This is a genomic window from Isoptericola sp. NPDC056573 (genome assembly GCF_042793335.1).
Lineage (GTDB): Bacteria > Actinomycetota > Actinomycetes > Actinomycetales > Cellulomonadaceae > Isoptericola.
Genome location: NZ_JBHTUY010000005.1, coordinates 95,985 through 111,650, shown reverse-complemented (window position 1 = coordinate 111,650; position 15,666 = coordinate 95,985). Strand labels below are relative to the sequence as shown.

The following is a 15,666-nucleotide window of genomic DNA, read 5'->3' as shown; positions in this document are numbered from 1 at the left end:
CACATGCCTCCCAAGACTCGTGCCACGGCCGCGCGCAAGCCGCGTCGCAAGGACAAGAAGAACGTCCCGCTCGGCCAGGCTCACATCAAGAGCACCTTCAACAACACGATCGTCTCGATCACCGACCCGTCGGGCGCCGTGATCTCGTGGGCGTCCGCCGGCCACGTCGGCTTCAAGGGCTCCCGCAAGTCCACGCCGTACGCCGCGCAGCTCGCCGCCGAGTCGGCCGCCCGCCGCGCCCAGGAGCACGGTGTCAAGAAGGTCGACGTCTTCGTCAAGGGCCCGGGTTCCGGTCGTGAGACCGCGATCCGCTCCCTGCAGGCGACCGGCCTCGAGGTCGGCTCGATCCAGGACGTGACGCCCCAGGCGCACAACGGCTGCCGTCCCCCGAAGCGCCGCCGCGTCTGACCCTCCCGACGTCGTCGGGGCCCCGGGGCCGAGGGATCGGCCCCGGGCCCGCACGACGCCGCAGCCTGCCCGGGCGGGTGGACCGAGTCCCGCCCGGGGCCGCGAGTACTCGCGGATCCGTGATGCGTCATATGGCGGACGCACACTGAAAGGACCTGACCGTGCTGATCGCACAGCGCCCCTCCCTGACCGAAGAGGTCATCTCGGAGTACCGTTCGCGCTTCTCCATCGAGCCGCTCGAGCCTGGCTTCGGCTACACGCTCGGCAACTCCCTGCGCCGGACCCTCCTGTCGTCCATCCCGGGCGCGGCCGTCACCTCCATCCGCATCGACGGAGTGCTCCACGAGTTCTCCACCGTGCCGGGTGTGAAGGAGGACGTCACCGAGATCATCCTCAACATCAAGAACCTCGTCGTCTCCTCGGAGAACGACGAGCCCGTCGTGATGTACCTGCGCAAGACGGGTGCGGGCGTGGTCACCGCCGCGGACATCGTGCCGCCGGCGGGCGTCGAGGTGCACAACCCGGACCTGCACGTCGCCACGCTCAACGACAAGGGCAAGCTCGAGATCGAGCTCACCGTCGAGCGCGGTCGTGGCTACGTGTCCGCGGCGCAGAACAAGAACGACGAGGCCGAGATCGGTCGGATCCCCGTCGACTCGATCTACTCGCCGGTCCTCAAGGTCACTTACAAGGTCGAGGCCACGCGTGTCGAGCAGCGCACGGACTTCGACAAGCTGATCGTCGACGTCGAGACGAAGGCCGCGATCGCCCCGCGCGACGCGCTCGCCTCGGCCGGCAAGACGCTCGTCGAGCTGTTCGGTCTCGCCCGCGAGCTGAACGTCGAGGCCGAGGGCATCGAGATCGGCCCGTCGCCGACGGACTCCGCGCTGGCCGCGGACCTGGCGCTGCCGATCGAGGAGCTCAACCTCACGATCCGCTCGTACAACTGCCTCAAGCGCGAGGGCATCCACCAGGTGGGTGAGCTCGTGGCTCGCAGCGAGGCCGACCTGCTCGACATCCGCAACTTCGGTGCGAAGTCCATCAACGAGGTCAAGGAGAAGCTCGCCGAGCTGGGCCTCTCGCTGAAGGACTCGCCCCTCGACTTCGACCCGTCCAGCTCCGCGTACTTCAGCGGTGGGGACGACGAGGCCACGTACTCGGACGAGCAGTCGTACTGACGTCTCCGCGCCCGCAGCAGCCCGCTCGACCTGACCGGGCCGCGCGGTGCGGAACCACCCTCAAGGAGAACCAGAAATGCCTACCCCCACCAAGGGTCCGCGGCTCGGTGGCAGCCCGGCTCACGAGCGCCTGATCCTCGCGAACCTGTCGACGTCGCTCTTCGAGCACGGCCGCATCACGACCACGGAGACGAAGGCCAAGCGCCTGCGCCCCCTGGCCGAGCGCCTCATCACCTTCGCGAAGCGCGGCGACCTGCACGCCCGTCGCCGGGTGCTGACCGTCGTCCGCGACAAGTCCGTGGTGCACACGCTGTTCACCGAGATCGCCCCGGCCATGGCCGAGCGCAACGGTGGCTACACGCGCATCACCAAGATCGGCAACCGCAAGGGCGACAACGCGCCCATGGCGGTCATCGAGCTCGTCACCGAGCCGGTGAGCCCGAAGCAGGCTGTCGTCAAGGAGGCCACGAAGGCCACTGAGAAGGCGTCGACGAAGGCCGCCAAGGCCGAGGACGAGAAGCCCGCCAAGGACGAGGCCGCCGTCGAGGCGACCGAGGAGGCCACCGAGGCTCCGGCCGAGGCCCCCGCCGAGGACAAGGCTGACGAGAAGGCCGAGGAGACCAAGGAGGCCTGACCTCCCGCGTCCCCGCGATCACGACGAGGCCCCGCGCCACCCGAGAGGTGGCGCGGGGCCTCGTCGTTCCTAGGCTGGGGATCATGGTCGCCCGCCCCGAGACGCCGTCCCGCTCGCTACCGCCCGTGCCGGTGGTGCTCGTGCACGGCTCCCGCACGTCCGCGACCATGTGGCGGCGCCAGCTCGAGGCGCTGGGGCGCGCCGGGGTCCCCGCCGTCGCGACGGACCTGCCGGGCCACGGCACGCGCCGGGGCGAGCCGTTCACCCTCGACGGCGCGGTGGAGGCGGTGCGCCGCGACGTCGACGCGCTGGGCGGGCGCGCCATCGTGGCGGGCCTGTCCCTCGGCGGCTACGTCGCCATCGAGCACCGCGCGCGCCGTCCCGGGCAGTGCGCCGGCCTCGTCGCCGCGTCCTGCTGCACGGTGTCGTCGTCGTCGCTGCGCCCGGCGTGGCTGTCGCTCGCCCGGTGGATCGAGGGCTGGCCCGACCACGGCGCCCGGCTGAACGACACGTTCGTCCGCCTCGCCCTCGACGGCGAAGGGGCGGAGGACCTGGGGGCCGGCGGGTATGCCCTGCGCGCCATGACCGAGGTGCTGCGGGAGCTGGGCCCGACCGACACGCTCGGTGCCCTCGCGGCCGCGAGCAGCCCCGTGTGGTTCGTCAACGGGCGCTACGACCACTTCCGCGGGCAGGAGCGCGCGTTCGTCGCCGCGGCCCGGGCCGGCGGCGCGCCGGCCCGGCTGGTCGTGGTGCCGCACGCCCGCCACCTCGTCAGCCTCGACGCCCCGGTCGCCTTCACCCGGGCCCTCCTCGAGGCCGAGGCGGTCGTGGCCGCGGCGGAGGTGGACCGCAACGCGGCACCCGTCGTCTGAGCGGGACCGCCGGTGCCGGTCAGGTGAGCGTCAGGTCCCACGCCCGCGCACCCCCGACGAGCGCGGCGGAGTTGGGGACGACCACGACGTCATCGCCCAGGCGGTCGAGGGCGGCCGGCGTGATGCGGCGGGAGTTGCCGCCGCCCAGGTACAAGCGGTCCCAGCGGAACACCGGGCGCAGCCCGTCGACCGTCGCGACGACCCGCCGCGACCACAGCCCGTCGCCCAGCCGCCGTCGCTCCGGCTCGCCGACGTACTGGTCGTACGTCGCGCCGCGGCGCACGGGGGCGTGCGACCACTCCAGGTGCGGGGCGAGCAGACCGCCGTCGAACAGCGCCGACCCCAACCCGGTGCCGAGGGTGAGCACCAGCTCGACCCCGGAGCCCGCGACGACGCCGGCGCCGTGCACCTCGGCATCGTTGAGCACGAGGGCCGGCACGCCGAGCCGTCGGGCGAGCGCGCCGCGGACGTCGAAGCTGGCCCACGCCTCCACGAGCTCGGGCAGCACCCGCGAGCGGGGGCCCGAGCGGGTGACGTAGTGCGGGGTGTGGACGACCACGCCGTGGCGGATCATGCCCGGCATCCCGAGGGTGACCCGGTGCGCGGCGGGGAGACGCTCCGCGATGCCTGCCACGGTGTCCAGGAGCAGGCTCGGGGGCAGCGGGTAGGGGGTGGGGACGCGCACCGGCGACGCGTGCGCGGTGCCCGCGGAGTCCAGCACCGCCGCCTTGATGCCCCCGCCGCCGCAGTCGACGGCGAGGGTGAGCACGTCGGAGGGCGCGGGCGCTCGGGAGGTACCGCCGCCGGGGCCGGGTTCGGGGGTGCGCGCCGTGGCGCCTGGGTCGACCATCACGGGACATCATCCGGCCACAATGGGTCCGTGAGCACGCCGACACCTCCCGCCGACGCCCTCCGGGTGCGGCTCGACCTCGCCTACGACGGCACCCACTTCGCGGGCTGGGCCACCCAGCCGCGGCTGCGCACCGTGCAGGGGGTGCTGGAGGACGCCCTCGCGACCGTGCTGCGGACCGGACCCCTCGGCCTGCCCCGCCCGCGGCTGACGGTGGCGGGGAGGACGGACGCGGGGGTGCACGCCCGCGGCCAGGTGGCGCACGTCGACGTGTCGCGCGAGCGCTGGGCGGAGATGCCCGGGCGGTCCGACCGGGAGCCCGGCGTCGCCCTCGCCGACCGGCTGGCCGGCGTCCTGCCGCCCGACGTCGTCGTGCACCGGGCCGCGGTGGCACCGGCGGGGTTCGACGCGCGGTTCTCCGCGCTGCACCGCCGCTACGCCTACCGGGTGGCCGACCGCCCGGACCTGCGCGACCCGCTGCGTCGTGACTGGGTGCTCTGGCACCGCCGCCCGCTCGACGTCGAGGCGATGCACCGGGCGATGCAGCCGTTGGTCGGGCTGCACGACTTCGCGGCCTTCTGCAAGCCCCGCGAGGGCGCCACGACCATCCGCGAGCTCACGCACCTGTCGTGGGACCGCCCCGCGGACGGGCCGGACGCCGGGCTCGTCGTCGCGACCGTGCAGGCCGACGCGTTCTGCCACTCGATGGTGCGCGCGCTGGTCGGCATGTCGCTGGCCGTGGGGGAGGGGCGCCGCGGCCCGGACGAGCCCGCCGCGGTGCTGGCGGGGCGGTCCCGCTCCGCGGCGTCCGGCGTCGTCGCGGCCCGGGGGCTGACTCTCGAGCGGGTCGCCTACCCGGACGACGACGAGCTCGCCGCGCGCGCCGAGCGCGTCCGCGCCCGGCGGGACCCGGGCGAGGTCGACGCCGGCTGAGCCCGAAGGGTCCCGGCGGCGGCTCGTCGACGCTACGGTTCCTCCACCCAGTGGACGGCGGCCTCCTCGGCGCTGGCACCCGCGCCGTCGATGCCGGCGTCCTCGCCGTAGACGTCGTTCTCGCGGTCGCCGTCCTCCCCGGGGTCGGCGAAGGGGTCCTCCGCGAGCCGACCGGCACGGGTCGTGTCCGGGCGATCCAGCGGGTCGCGTTCCCAGACGTCCGGCTGCTCCTCGGCGAGGCGCTGGTCCAGGGGCTCGCCGGCGGACTCCTCCCACGCCGTCTCGCCCCAGTGGTTCGACCGCGACCGCTCCAGCGGGGAGTAGCCCTCGTCGAGGACGTCGTCGAGGTCGGGATCGAGGAGCGTGTCCTCCTGGGGCAGCTGGTCCTCGTCGCCCTCGGCGCCGGTCTCGGGGTCCGGGGAGGTGCCGGGTGTCTCCTGGGTCATGTCACCACGGTGCACCCGCGGCGGTGCCGCTGCAACGAGGGCGGCCGGGCCGGACCGTGCGGTTGCGAGGCCGCCCGCGCCCGTTAGCGTGACCGGCAGGTGCGCCCGACGGGCGCGGCACGACGAGGAGCCCTCCATGCCTGCTTCCATGCCCGGTGCAGCGTCCGGTGGAGCGGCGGGCGCGTCCATCGACGACCTGCTCGCCGAGATCCCGATCGACCAGATCGCCGGACAGCTCGGCGTCGACGCCGAGCAGGCCCAGCGGGCCGTCGGCGGGGCGCTGCCCGCGCTCTTCGGCGGCCTCAAGGCGAACGCCGACGACCCGGCCGGCGCGGCGTCGCTGGCGGGTGCCCTCTCCCAGCACGACCCCGGCCTGGTCGAGGGCGGGATCGACGTCGCCCAGGTCGACACGGCGGACGGCGAGAAGATCGTGGACCACGTGTTCGGCGCGAACAAGGACCAGGTGGTCGCGCAGCTGTCCGGGGCGGCGGGCACGGACTCGGGGGTCCTGCAGAAGCTGCTCCCGATCCTCGCGCCGCTCGCGCTGTCCTTCCTGTCGAAGAAGCTCGGCGGCGGTCAGGCGACCGCGTCGGGCGAGCCTGCCGAGGGCTCGGCCGGCGGTGGCCTCGGCGACCTCCTCGGCGGGCTGCTCGGCGGCGGCGGGTCGGCCGGCGGTCTCGACGTCGGCGGGCTGCTCGGCAGCCTGGGCGGGCTGCTCGGCGGCGGGCGTCGCTGAGACCGTCCCCGGTGTCGTCGGACCCCGGTGCCGGCGTGGCCGGCGTCGCTTTGACCCGTGTGCAGGGCGACCGCTAAACTGGCTCGTCGTTGTGCTATGCCTCCGGCGTCCCGCGTCGTCAGCGCGCCCACTCGCACCGACGATGCCTCGGCCAGGACGCCACCGGAGCACCCGCGCACAACACCTGACTCATCGGGCGCTGCTTCTCGCCCGACGACACCGAACACGAAAAGGTGACGCAACCGTGCGTACTTACACCCCCAAGCCCGGCGACGTCCAGCGCGACTGGTACGTCGTCGACGCGACCGACGTCGTCCTCGGCCGCCTGGCGAGCCAGGTCGCCACCCTCCTGCGCGGGAAGCACAAGCCGACCTTCGCCCCGCACGTCGACGGCGGTGACTTCGTCATCGTCATCAACGCGGACAAGGTCGCCCTGAGCGGCAACAAGCGGGAGACCAAGCTGGCCTACCGCCACTCCGGCTACCCGGGTGGTCTCCGCTCGGTCAACTACGGCGAGCTTCTCGAGAAGAACCCCGAGCGGGCAGTGGAGAAGGCCGTGCGCGGCATGCTCCCGAAGACGTCCCTCGGTCGCGACCAGCTGGGCAAGCTGAAGGTCTACCGCGGCGCGGAGCACCCGCACGCGGCGCAGCAGCCCAAGCAGTTCGAGATCACCCAGGTTTCGCAGCAGGCCTGAGCCGCTGCCGGATGCAAAGCGAAGGATTCACAGTGGCCGAGACCACCGTCGACACCGAGCTGGACGAGAACACGCCCAGCACCTACACCTCTGAGTCCGCCGCGCCCGTCGCGGACGGCGGCCAGTCCATCACCGCTCCCGGCGCGGCCGTCGGTCGCCGCAAGGAGGCCGTGGCGCGCGTGCGCCTCGTCCCCGGCACCGGGACGTGGAAGATCAACGGTCGCACCCTCGAGGACTACTTCCCGAACAAGGTGCACCAGCAGCTCGTGAACTCGCCGCTGAAGCTGGTCGAGGTCGAGGGCCGCTTCGACGTCATCGTCCGCATCACCGGCGGCGGCCCCTCGGGCCAGGCCGGTGCGGTGCGCCTGGGCATCGCCCGCGCGCTCAACGCGATCGACTCCGAGGCGAACCGCCCCGCGCTGAAGAAGGCCGGCTACCTCACGCGTGACCCGCGTGCGGTCGAGTCCAAGAAGGCCGGTCTCAAGAAGGCGCGCAAGGCGCCGCAGTACTCGAAGCGCTGATCGAGCGCTCCTGGCCTTCGGGCATCGACAGGAGCGTCAGCGTCACGGACGGCCCCGTCGGAACACTTCCGGCGGGGCCGTCCTCATGTCCGGCTACGATCGGTGCGGCGTCCGCGGGGGCGCCGTGGGGTGTGCGTGCGGATCCACCGCCGCGCCCGGAGGAGGAGACATCGTGCGACTGTTCGGCACCGACGGGGTCCGTGGGCTCGCCAACCGGGACGTCACCGCGGACCTGGCCCTCGGGCTCGGCAGCGCGGCGGCCCACGTGCTCGGCACGTCGGGCGACTTCGCCGGCCACCGCCCGCGCGCCGTCGTGGGGCGAGACCCGCGCGTGTCCGGGGAGTTCCTGTCCGCCGCGGTCGGCGCCGGCCTCGCCAGCTCCGGCGTGGACGTGGTCAACCTGGGCGTGCTGCCCACCCCGGCGCTGGCCCACCTCGTGGGGGCGATGGACATGGACCTCGGCGTGATGATCTCCGCGTCCCACAACGCGATGCCGGACAACGGCATCAAGTTCTTCGCGCGCGGCGGCCTCAAGCTGGCCGACCACGTCGAGGACGAGATCGAGGCGCGTCTCGGCCAGGACTGGGAGCGGCCGATCGGCGCCGACGTCGGCCGCATGCGCTCCGACACCGGCATCGCCGCGCAGCAGTACGTCGAGCACCTCGTGGCGAGCATCGGGACCACCCCGGACGTGCGCCCGCTGGAGGGCCTGCGCATCGCCGTCGACGCCGCGAACGGCGCCGCGAGCCAGGTCGGTCCGGAGGCGCTGCGCGAGGCGGGGGCCGACGTCGTCGTCATCAACGCGAGCCCCGACGGCCGCAACATCAACGAGAAGGCCGGCTCCACCCACCCGGAGCAGCTGCAGGCCGTCGTCGTGGCCGCGGAGGCCGACTTCGGCGTCGCGTTCGACGGCGACGCCGACCGCTGCCTCGCCGTCGACCACGGGGGGGTGCTGGTGGACGGCGACCAGATCCTCGGGATCCTGGCCCGCGCGCTCAAGGACGAGGGCCGGCTGCCGTCGGACACGCTGGTCGTCACGGTGATGAGCAACCTGGGCCTCCTGCTCGCGATGCGCGAGTCAGGCATCACCACGATCCAGACGGGCGTGGGCGACCGGTACGTGCTCGAGGAGATGCGGGCGCACGGGTACGGGCTCGGCGGCGAGCAGTCGGGCCACATCATCCTCGCCGACCACGCCACGACCGGCGACGGCGTCCTCACCGCGCTGCACCTCGCCGCGCGCGTGAAGGCGACCGGTCGGCGCCTGGCCGACCTCGCCGCCGATGTCCCCCGCCTCCCGCAGACGCTCGTCAACGTCAAGGGCGTGGACAAGGCCCGCGCGGGCGACGACGAGGGCGTGCGCGCCGCGATCGAGAGCGCGGAGGCGCTGCTGGGGGAGACCGGCCGCGTGCTGCTGCGCCCGTCGGGCACCGAGCCCCTCGTGCGGGTCATGGTCGAGGCGGCCACCCAGACGCAGGCCGACGGCGTGGCGGACACGCTCGCCGCGGTCGTGCGCGACCGGCTGGCCCTGTGACCGACGGCGCCTCGGCCGACCGCCACGGGGCGGGCGTGGACGAGGGCCTGCGGGCCGCCGTCGTCGACCTGCTGGACCGGGCGGACGCGGCGGCGGACGGGCCGGGCACCGGCCTGCTGCCGATCGTGCAGGCCGGCGCGCCGGTGCTGCGGGCCCCCGCGGCCCCGTACACGGGGCAGCTCGGCGACGCGCTGCCGCGGCTGCTCGAGGCGATGCGCCGCACCATGCACGCCGCGCCCGGTGTGGGGCTCGCCGCGCCGCAGGTCGGGATCGGGCTGGCGATCGCCGTGGTGGAGGACGCCGGCGCCGGCGCCGACGACCCGCGGGAGCGGACGCCGCTGCCCTACCGGGTGCTGCTCGACCCGGCGTACGAGCCGCTGCCGGGCCCCGACGGGGAGCCGGAGCGGGCCGCGTTCCACGAGGGCTGCCTGTCGGTGCACGGCTGGCAGGCCGTCGTCGCGCGGCACCGGCGCGTGCGGCTCACCGGCCGCGACGAGGCCGGGGCGCCGATCGACGAGGTCCTGACGGGCTGGCCCGCTCGCATCGTGCAGCACGAGACGGACCACCTGGCGGGCGAGCTGTACCTGGACCACGCGCTGCTGCGGACGCTCACCTCGAACGAGAACCTGCTGCGGTACGGGAACGCCGTGGACCCGGGGTTCGTGGATCTCGGGTGAACATTCGGCGCTCAGGGTGGAACCGGGGGAATTCCCCATGCAGCCGGTGCCCTGGTTCTGCCTAGGCTGGTGCCGTGACGCCGCACGGCGTCGTGCGACCGCCGGAGGCCCACCTCCCGGCCGACGAACCGAGGGACCGACCTGGTGAACCTGTCGACGATGCTGGCACAGCTGGAGGGCTGGGTCCTCGACCTCGGCGCGTCCTTGTGGATCTACCCGGCCATGTACGTCTTCGCGACGATCGACGGGTTCTTCCCCCCGATCCCCAGCGAGTCCGTGGTCATCACCCTCACCGTGCTCGCGCACTCCGAGGGCGAGCCGTGGCTTCCCGGCGTCCTCGCCCTCGCCATCGCCGGCGCCTGGACGGGCGACCAGATCGCCTACCAGATCGGCCGTGCCGTCGGCACGGAGCGGTTCGCCTTCCTGCGCTCGGCCCGCGGGCGCAAGGCCGTCGACTGGGCGCGGCACGCGCTCGAGCACCGCGGCGCGTCGTTCATCCTCGCCGCGCGGTACGTGCCCATCGGGCGGGTGGCGGTCAACATGACCGCCGGCGCCGTGGGCTATCCGCGCCACCGGTTCATGCTGTACTCGGGGATCGCCGCCGTGACGTGGGGCATCTACTCGATGCTCATCGGCCTCGCCGCGGCCTCCTGGCTCGGGCACAACACGCTGCTCGCCATGGCCGTCGGCGTGGTCGCCGGCATCCTGCTCGGGGTCCTGGTCGACCAGGTCGTGCAGCGCGTCGCGGGCCCGCCGAAGGCGCAGCCGGTGCCCGCCGACGACGAGGCCGACGACGAGGCCGACGCCGAGCCGACGAGCCGGGCGGCCTGACCCGGACGGTCGGTCAGAGCTTGCGCAGCCGCACCCGCTGCACGGAGTGGTCCGACCCCTTGGTGAGCACGAGGGTGGCGCGCCCACGGGTGGGGAGCACGTTGTGCTCCAGGTTCGGCGCGTTGATCGACTCCCAGATGGACAGCGCCCGCTCCGTCGCCTCGGCGTCGGACAGGTCCGCATAGCGCCGGAAGTACGACTCCGGCCTGCTGAACGCCGTCCGGCGCAGCTGCAGGAAGCGCTCCACGTACCACTGGCGGATGTTGCGCGTGCGGGCGTCGACGTAGATGGAGAAGTCGAAGAAGTCGCTCACGGCCACGGTCGACTCGTCGATCGCGGAGGGCCTCGCCGGCTGCAGCACGTTGAGGCCCTCGACGATGAGCACGTCCGGCTTGCGCACCACCACCTCCTCGCCGGGCACGATGTCGTAGACGACGTGCGAGTACACAGGGGCGCGCACCTCGGCCTGCCCCGCCTTCACGCGCGACAGGAACCGGATGAGGGCCCGCCGGTCGTAGGACTCGGGGAAGCCCTTGCGATCCATGATGCCGCGCCGCTGCAGCTCCGCGTTCGGGTACAGGAAGCCGTCGGTCGTGATCAGCTCGACGTGCGGGGTGTCCGGCCAGCGCGCCATCATCTCGCGCAGGATGCGCGCCGTCGTCGACTTGCCCACGGCGACCGACCCCGCGACGCCGATGACGTACGGGGTGCGGGGCGGCTCCTCGTGCAGGAACGTCGACGTGGCGCGGTGCAGGCCCGCGCTCGCCGCCACGTACAGGTTGAGCAGCCGCGACAGCGGGCGGAAGACGGCGTCCACCTCCGCGAGGTCGATCGGGTCGCCCAGGCCGCGCAGCCGCTCGACGTCGGCGTCCGTCAGCGGCAGCGGCGTCGACGCCGACAGGCGGCTCCACGCCGCGCGGTCGAGGTCGACGTACGGGGACGCCGGCGCGAGGCGCGTGAGGTGTTCGCCCAGGGGTGAGGGAGCCGCGCCGGAAGCGGGGCTCGGCGTCGTGCCGGGTGCGGTGTCGGGGGACTGCGGTGCCACCTGCACGATTCTGCCCGAGCAACGGGTTCGACCTGCAAATCGGGCGACGCGGCACGTCCGCGCCGATAGGCTCGCCGCCCGGTGCGCCGCGGGCGGCGCGGTGCCGGCAGGGAGGAGCGCCGAGGCGATGAGCGACGGGTCCGAGCGGTTCGCCGACGGGCAGACGGCGCTGGTCGTCGTGGTGCCCGAGGCCGAGCCCGTGGTCGGCGGGCTGCGGAGCGACCTCGACGTGGCCGCCGCGTACGGCGTGCCCGCGCACGTCACCGTGCTGTTCCCCTTCCTGCCCGTCGCGGCCCTCGACGCCGCCGTGCTCGACGCCCTGCGCGACGTCGTGGGGGCCCACCCCGCGTTCGACGCGACGTTCGCCGGGTGCGGTCGCTTCCCCGGCGTGCTGTACCTCGTCCCGGGGCCGGGCCCCGCGTGGCGGGCGCTGCTCGCCGCGGTGGCCGCGCGGTTCCCCGGGGCCCCGCCGTACGGCGGAGCGTTCGACGACGTCGTCCCGCACCTCACCGTGGCGGACGGCCAGGAGCCCGAGGTCCTCGACGAGGCCGAGGCCGCGGTGGCGCCCCGCCTGCCGGTCCGGACGACGGTGCGCGAGGTCTCGCTGCTGGTGTTCGACGGCGAGCGCTGGCGGCGGCGGGCGGCCTTCCCCCTGGCTCCCGACGCCGGGGCCGAGGGAACCTGACGGCGCGCGGTCGTCGTCCCTAGGGTGGGGGGCGTGGAACTCACGGAGCTGGGCGACGAGGTCGAGATCATCTCGCGGGTGTACGAGCGGCGTTTCGGCGTCGCGCGCACCGACGACTGGCTGGTGCTCAAGCTGCACGAGGAGGTCGGGGAGCTCACGCAGGCGTACCTCGCGCGGTCCGGCAGGTCGCGCGACCGCGGGGCGGGTGCCGGCGAGGTGGACGCGGCGTTCCGTGCCGAGCTCGCCGACGTGCTCGCGCAGGTGCTGCTCGTCGCGCGCCGGTTCGACGTCGACCTCGAGGCGGAGATCGACCGCAAGTGGTTCCGGTGGCGGCACCTGGTGGAGCCGGCGGACGAGGCCGGGGTCCGCCCGGAGGTCTGACGCCCGGCCCTTCGCGGTCCTAGTCGCCCGACGCCGCCTCCTCGACCCGGTCGAGCCACTCGCCCACGAGGGCGTCGAACAGCGCGGGCTGCTCGATCTGCAGGTTGTGGCCGGCGCGGTCCAGCACGGCGAACGTCGCGCGCGGGTAGTGCTCGAGGACCCGCCAGGCGTCGCGGTAGCCGGTCGAGGAGTCCTGACGGCCGGTGAGGATCAGCGTCGGGCCGTCGTAGGGCCGCTGCTCGACCGGGAAGGTGCCGGCGTAGCGGGCCCCGACCCGTGCGACGGTCGCCGGGTCGGCGGCCTCCAGCCCGGGCGTCACCTCGGCCAGCGTGCGCCGCCAGGTCTCCGACGTCTGGACGACGCCGACGTCGTCGGCGTCGAGCGCCGCCGCGCCGACCTCCCGCAGCAGCGCGTCGTCGCGGACCCGCACGCGGTGCGGCGGGACGTCGCGCCGGTCGTGCTCCGGCACGATCAGGGGGCACAGGAGCGCGAGCCCGTGGACGCGCTCCGGCTCCGCGGCCACCAGGCCCCGCGCCAGGTAGCCTCCGTACGACTCGCCCACCACGACGTACGGGCCGGGGACGAGACGGTCGATCGCCTCCCGCACGACCGCGAGGACGTCGTCCGTGCTCGCCACGCCCGACGGCGGGCTCGCGCCCATCCCCGGGAGGTCCAGGTAGACGCGGCGCCAGCGCGGGCGCCCGTCGAGGGCGGACTCGAACGGCGTCAGCATGAGGCGGTGGTCCACGGGGAACCCGTGCAGCAGCACCATGGTGGGCGTGCCGGGCGCCGCGGGCGCGCCGCGCTCGACATGGTGCAGGGGTGCGGGGCGGTCGGGCATGGCGGGCACGCTAGGTCCCGGCACCGACACCGTCGTCCTGACACCGTCGCCCCTGACGCCGACGGACCTAGGCTGGGGGCCATGATCATCGGCGTGGGCATCGACGTGGTGGACGTCGCCCGGTTCATGGCGACGGTGGAGCGGGTGCCGCGCCTGCGCGAGAAGCTCTTCACCGAGGCCGAGCGCGACCTGCCGGCGTCGTCCCTCGCGGCGCGCTTCGCGGCCAAGGAGGCCATCGCCAAGGCGCTCGGGGCCCCGGGGGACCTGCACTGGCACGACGCGACGGTGCACCGCACCGTCGGCGGACCGCCCGAGGTCGAGCTGCGCGGCACCGTCCAGGCCCGCGCCGACGAGCTGGGCGTGAAGGCCTGGCACCTGTCCATCTCCCACGACGCCGGCATCGCGTCCGCGATGGTCGTGGCGGAGGGCTGACCGCCCCTCAGGCGGCGGAGCGCCACCAGTCGAACGCGACCGGCAGCGCGGTGAGCACGCTGACGTGGCCGTCCCGCGGGCGCAGCCACAGCTCCGCGGCGGGCAGGCCCTCGACCAGCAGGTCGGCGTGGTGCCGGGGCACCACCCGGTCGGCGCCACCCTGCACGACCAGGGCCGGCGCCGTGACGTCGCCGAGCGTCACGCCCCACGGCCGCACGAACGCGAGGTCGTCGTCGACCAGCCCGCCCGGCCACGCCTCGCCGGACCGGGAGGCGTCGGCGCCGAGCGACGCCCACGTCCCCGCGAGCGTCGCGTAGTCGTCGGCCGTGAAGCTCGACCCGTCGAACTCCGCGGTCTCGGCGTGCCGCTGGCGGGCGGACGGGCCGTCGAGAGCCGAGCGCAGGCCTCCGTCGTCGGCCATCCCGGCGAACCAGAGGCCGTCGCGGCCGGGGCCGGGGTACGGCGCGATGCCCGCAAGGGTGACCACGCCGGACACCACGTCGGGCCGGAGCGCGGCGAGGGCCAGGGCGTGCGGGGCACCGCCCGAGGCGCCGACGGCGAGGCACCGGTCCACGCCGAGGGCGTCCAGGGCGTACGCCACGTCCGACGCCGCCTCCGCGACGGTTCGTCCGGGCCGACGGGTGGACCCGCCGTACCCGGCGCGGGCCGCGGAGACCGCCCGCAGCCCGCGCGCCCGGGCGGCGGCGACGACCGGGGGCAGCAGCTCGCCGGACTGCGGCGAGCCGTGGTGCCAGACGACGGCGTCGGCGGCCGGCGGGCCGTCGTCGTGCACGACGAGCCGCCGGCCGTCGGGGAGGTCGAGCTCGTGCCGCGAGCCCACGTCTCAGTCCTGCAGGGCGGGGATGACCTGCCGCTGGAACAGCTCGATCTGGTCGCGGTCGCCGGCAGCGTTGGGGAAGTACGTGATGGCGTACGTCATGCCGAGGTCGCGCAGCGCCGCGAGCTTCTCGACGACCTGCTCGGGCGTGCCGACGACAGGGCTGTTGCGCCAGTTCGCGATCTCCTGCTCGCCGCGCTCGCCGGGAGCGTGCTTGCGGAAGTGCGACTCGATCCAGGCGAAGCGGTCGTCCACCTCCGCCTGGTTCTCCCCGATGACCACGTTGTAGTCGGACGAGCGGGTGATCTCCCCGAAGTCACGACCGACGTCGCGGCAGTGCTGCTCGAGGATCGACGACTTGTGGGCGAAGCCCTCGGGCGAGCCGTCGAAGTTCGTGTACTGCGCGAACCGCGCGGCGATGCGCAGCGTCTTCTTCTCGCCGCCGCCCGCCACCCACAGCGGGATGCTCGGCACCTCGGCGCCGCCGTCGCCCACCGGGAGCCGCTGCAGCGGCTGCGGGTAGCACAGCGCGCCGTCCACCTGGTAGCGCTCGCCGTCGAACTTTCCGGACGACCCGGTGCGCCACATCTGGGTGATGATCTGCAGCCCCTCGTCCAGGGCGCGCAGGCGCTCGCCCGCGCGGGGGAAGCCGTACCCGTAGGCGCGCCACTCGTGCTCGTACCAGCCGGCGCCGATGCCGAGCTGGGCGCGGCCGCCGGAGATCGCGTCCACCGTCGAGGCGACCTTCGCCAGGTAGGCGGGGTTGCGGTACGACATGCACGTGCACATCTGGCCCAGCTTCACGCGCTGGGACGCCGCCGCGAACGCCGCCATCAGCGTCCACGCCTCGTGCGTCGCCTCGGTGCTGGGGATCGGAACCGTATGAAAATGGTCATACACCCAGACCGAGTCCCAGGCCCAGGGGCCGCCGGGGATCGGCTCGCCGGCCGCGGCGTTGTCGGCGTAGTGGAGCAGGGACAGCATCGTCTCCCAGTGCTGCTCCGGGGGGACGTCGGTGAGCGAGTGGCGCCAGCCCTGCGGGATGAAGAGTCCGAATCGCATGGGCCCGAGCCTATGCCCGGACCTGCGGCGACGCTGCGGGGCACGGCGGCGCGCGGGAGGATGCGTCC

At 74.2% G+C, this 15,666-nt stretch carries 20 protein-coding genes; 14 read left to right on the top strand and 6 right to left on the bottom strand.

The genetic code is table 11. The annotated features are described in order from the left end of the window. The first annotated feature begins 3 nt into the window (after positions 1–3). From rpsK to ACFQ8E_RS10370, 4 genes are all read left to right on the top strand, one after another. The gene (rpsK, locus tag ACFQ8E_RS10385) at positions 4–408 is read left to right on the top strand and encodes a 30S ribosomal protein S11 (protein WP_380321664.1); all 405 of its coding nucleotides are present in this window, start codon (positions 4–6) and stop codon (positions 406–408) included. A 161-nt stretch (positions 409–569) separates the two neighbouring features. Further along, positions 570–1,586, top strand: coding sequence for a DNA-directed RNA polymerase subunit alpha (locus tag ACFQ8E_RS10380; protein WP_429727860.1), 1,017 nt, complete (start codon positions 570–572; stop codon positions 1,584–1,586). Positions 1,587–1,662: 76 nt separating this feature from the next. Next, positions 1,663–2,220 carry a 50S ribosomal protein L17 gene (gene rplQ / locus ACFQ8E_RS10375; protein WP_430550489.1) on the top strand — a complete coding sequence of 186 codons (558 nt, stop codon included), beginning with the start codon at positions 1,663–1,665 and terminating at the stop codon, positions 2,218–2,220. Positions 2,221–2,303: 83 nt separating this feature from the next. Beyond that, positions 2,304–3,092: an alpha/beta fold hydrolase gene (locus ACFQ8E_RS10370; protein ID WP_430550488.1), complete on the top strand. Its 789-nt coding sequence runs from the start codon at positions 2,304–2,306 to the stop codon at positions 3,090–3,092. A gap of 19 nt (positions 3,093–3,111) precedes the next feature. On the opposite strand, the gene ACFQ8E_RS10365 is transcribed toward ACFQ8E_RS10370, so the two are convergent. Then, positions 3,112–3,942, bottom strand: a complete 831-nt coding sequence (locus ACFQ8E_RS10365; protein ID WP_430550487.1) for an ROK family protein — start codon at positions 3,940–3,942, stop codon at positions 3,112–3,114. A gap of 30 nt (positions 3,943–3,972) precedes the next feature. Here ACFQ8E_RS10365 and truA point away from each other — a divergent pair, with 30 nt between their 5' ends. Next, complete coding sequence (gene truA / locus ACFQ8E_RS10360) at positions 3,973–4,875, top strand: tRNA pseudouridine(38-40) synthase TruA (RefSeq protein WP_430550486.1); 903 nt, start codon at positions 3,973–3,975, stop codon at positions 4,873–4,875. A 32-nt stretch (positions 4,876–4,907) separates the two neighbouring features. On the opposite strand, the gene ACFQ8E_RS10355 is transcribed toward truA, so the two are convergent. Then, positions 4,908–5,321, bottom strand: a complete 414-nt coding sequence (locus ACFQ8E_RS10355) for a DUF5709 domain-containing protein (RefSeq protein ID WP_430550485.1) — start codon at positions 5,319–5,321, stop codon at positions 4,908–4,910. A 136-nt stretch (positions 5,322–5,457) separates the two neighbouring features. On the opposite strand from ACFQ8E_RS10355, the gene ACFQ8E_RS10350 reads away from it, so the two are divergent. The 6 genes from ACFQ8E_RS10350 to ACFQ8E_RS10325 all read left to right on the top strand — a co-directional run bounded on the left by ACFQ8E_RS10350 (position 5,458) and on the right by ACFQ8E_RS10325 (position 10,314). Then, on the top strand, positions 5,458–6,057 hold the full coding sequence (locus tag ACFQ8E_RS10350) for a DUF937 domain-containing protein (RefSeq protein ID WP_430550484.1): 600 nt from the start codon (positions 5,458–5,460) through the stop codon (positions 6,055–6,057). Between the two features lie 244 nt (positions 6,058–6,301). After that, positions 6,302–6,751 (top strand): 50S ribosomal protein L13, encoded by a 450-nt coding sequence (gene rplM, locus ACFQ8E_RS10345; protein ID WP_429764738.1) that lies wholly within the window; start codon positions 6,302–6,304, stop codon positions 6,749–6,751. 32 nt (positions 6,752–6,783) lie between these two features. Then, positions 6,784–7,272, top strand: coding sequence for a 30S ribosomal protein S9 (gene rpsI, locus ACFQ8E_RS10340; protein ID WP_380243297.1), 489 nt, complete (start codon positions 6,784–6,786; stop codon positions 7,270–7,272). Positions 7,273–7,441: 169 nt separating this feature from the next. Continuing rightward, entirely contained in the window at positions 7,442–8,806 is a 1,365-nt protein-coding gene (glmM, locus tag ACFQ8E_RS10335; RefSeq protein ID WP_430550764.1) for a phosphoglucosamine mutase, read from the top strand. Beyond that, complete coding sequence (locus tag ACFQ8E_RS10330; RefSeq protein ID WP_430550483.1) at positions 8,803–9,483, top strand: peptide deformylase; 681 nt, start codon at positions 8,803–8,805, stop codon at positions 9,481–9,483. The genes glmM and ACFQ8E_RS10330 overlap by 4 nt, the downstream gene beginning before the upstream one ends. Before the next feature lie 144 nt (positions 9,484–9,627). After that, complete coding sequence (locus tag ACFQ8E_RS10325; protein ID WP_430550482.1) at positions 9,628–10,314, top strand: DedA family protein; 687 nt, start codon at positions 9,628–9,630, stop codon at positions 10,312–10,314. Between the two features lie 13 nt (positions 10,315–10,327). Here ACFQ8E_RS10325 and coaA read toward each other — a convergent pair whose 3' ends face one another. Beyond that, the gene (coaA, locus tag ACFQ8E_RS10320) at positions 10,328–11,287 is read right to left on the bottom strand and encodes a type I pantothenate kinase (protein WP_430547513.1); all 960 of its coding nucleotides are present in this window, start codon (positions 11,285–11,287) and stop codon (positions 10,328–10,330) included. A 199-nt stretch (positions 11,288–11,486) separates the two neighbouring features. On the opposite strand from coaA, the gene ACFQ8E_RS10315 reads away from it, so the two are divergent. Together ACFQ8E_RS10315 and ACFQ8E_RS10310 are read left to right on the top strand one after the other, a co-directional pair. Next, positions 11,487–12,044: a 2'-5' RNA ligase family protein gene (locus ACFQ8E_RS10315; protein WP_430550481.1), complete on the top strand. Its 558-nt coding sequence runs from the start codon at positions 11,487–11,489 to the stop codon at positions 12,042–12,044. A gap of 33 nt (positions 12,045–12,077) precedes the next feature. Then, positions 12,078–12,425, top strand: a complete 348-nt coding sequence (locus ACFQ8E_RS10310; protein ID WP_430550480.1) for a pyrophosphatase — start codon at positions 12,078–12,080, stop codon at positions 12,423–12,425. A gap of 19 nt (positions 12,426–12,444) precedes the next feature. Here the strand turns inward: ACFQ8E_RS10310 and ACFQ8E_RS10305 are convergent, their stop codons facing one another. After that, the gene (locus tag ACFQ8E_RS10305) at positions 12,445–13,266 is read right to left on the bottom strand and encodes an alpha/beta fold hydrolase (protein ID WP_430550479.1); all 822 of its coding nucleotides are present in this window, start codon (positions 13,264–13,266) and stop codon (positions 12,445–12,447) included. Positions 13,267–13,347: 81 nt separating this feature from the next. Between ACFQ8E_RS10305 and ACFQ8E_RS10300 the strand changes: the two genes are divergently transcribed. Further along, the gene (locus ACFQ8E_RS10300) at positions 13,348–13,698 is read left to right on the top strand and encodes a holo-ACP synthase (protein WP_430550478.1); all 351 of its coding nucleotides are present in this window, start codon (positions 13,348–13,350) and stop codon (positions 13,696–13,698) included. 7 nt (positions 13,699–13,705) lie between these two features. On the opposite strand, the gene ACFQ8E_RS10295 is transcribed toward ACFQ8E_RS10300, so the two are convergent. Together ACFQ8E_RS10295 and ACFQ8E_RS10290 are read right to left on the bottom strand one after the other, a co-directional pair. Next, a complete protein-coding gene (locus tag ACFQ8E_RS10295; protein WP_430550477.1) occupies positions 13,706–14,539 on the bottom strand; it encodes an alpha/beta fold hydrolase in 834 nt (277 codons plus the stop codon). Between the two features lie 3 nt (positions 14,540–14,542). Further along, positions 14,543–15,598: an LLM class F420-dependent oxidoreductase gene (locus ACFQ8E_RS10290; protein WP_430550476.1), complete on the bottom strand. Its 1,056-nt coding sequence runs from the start codon at positions 15,596–15,598 to the stop codon at positions 14,543–14,545. Between the last annotated feature and the right edge of the window lie 68 nt (positions 15,599–15,666).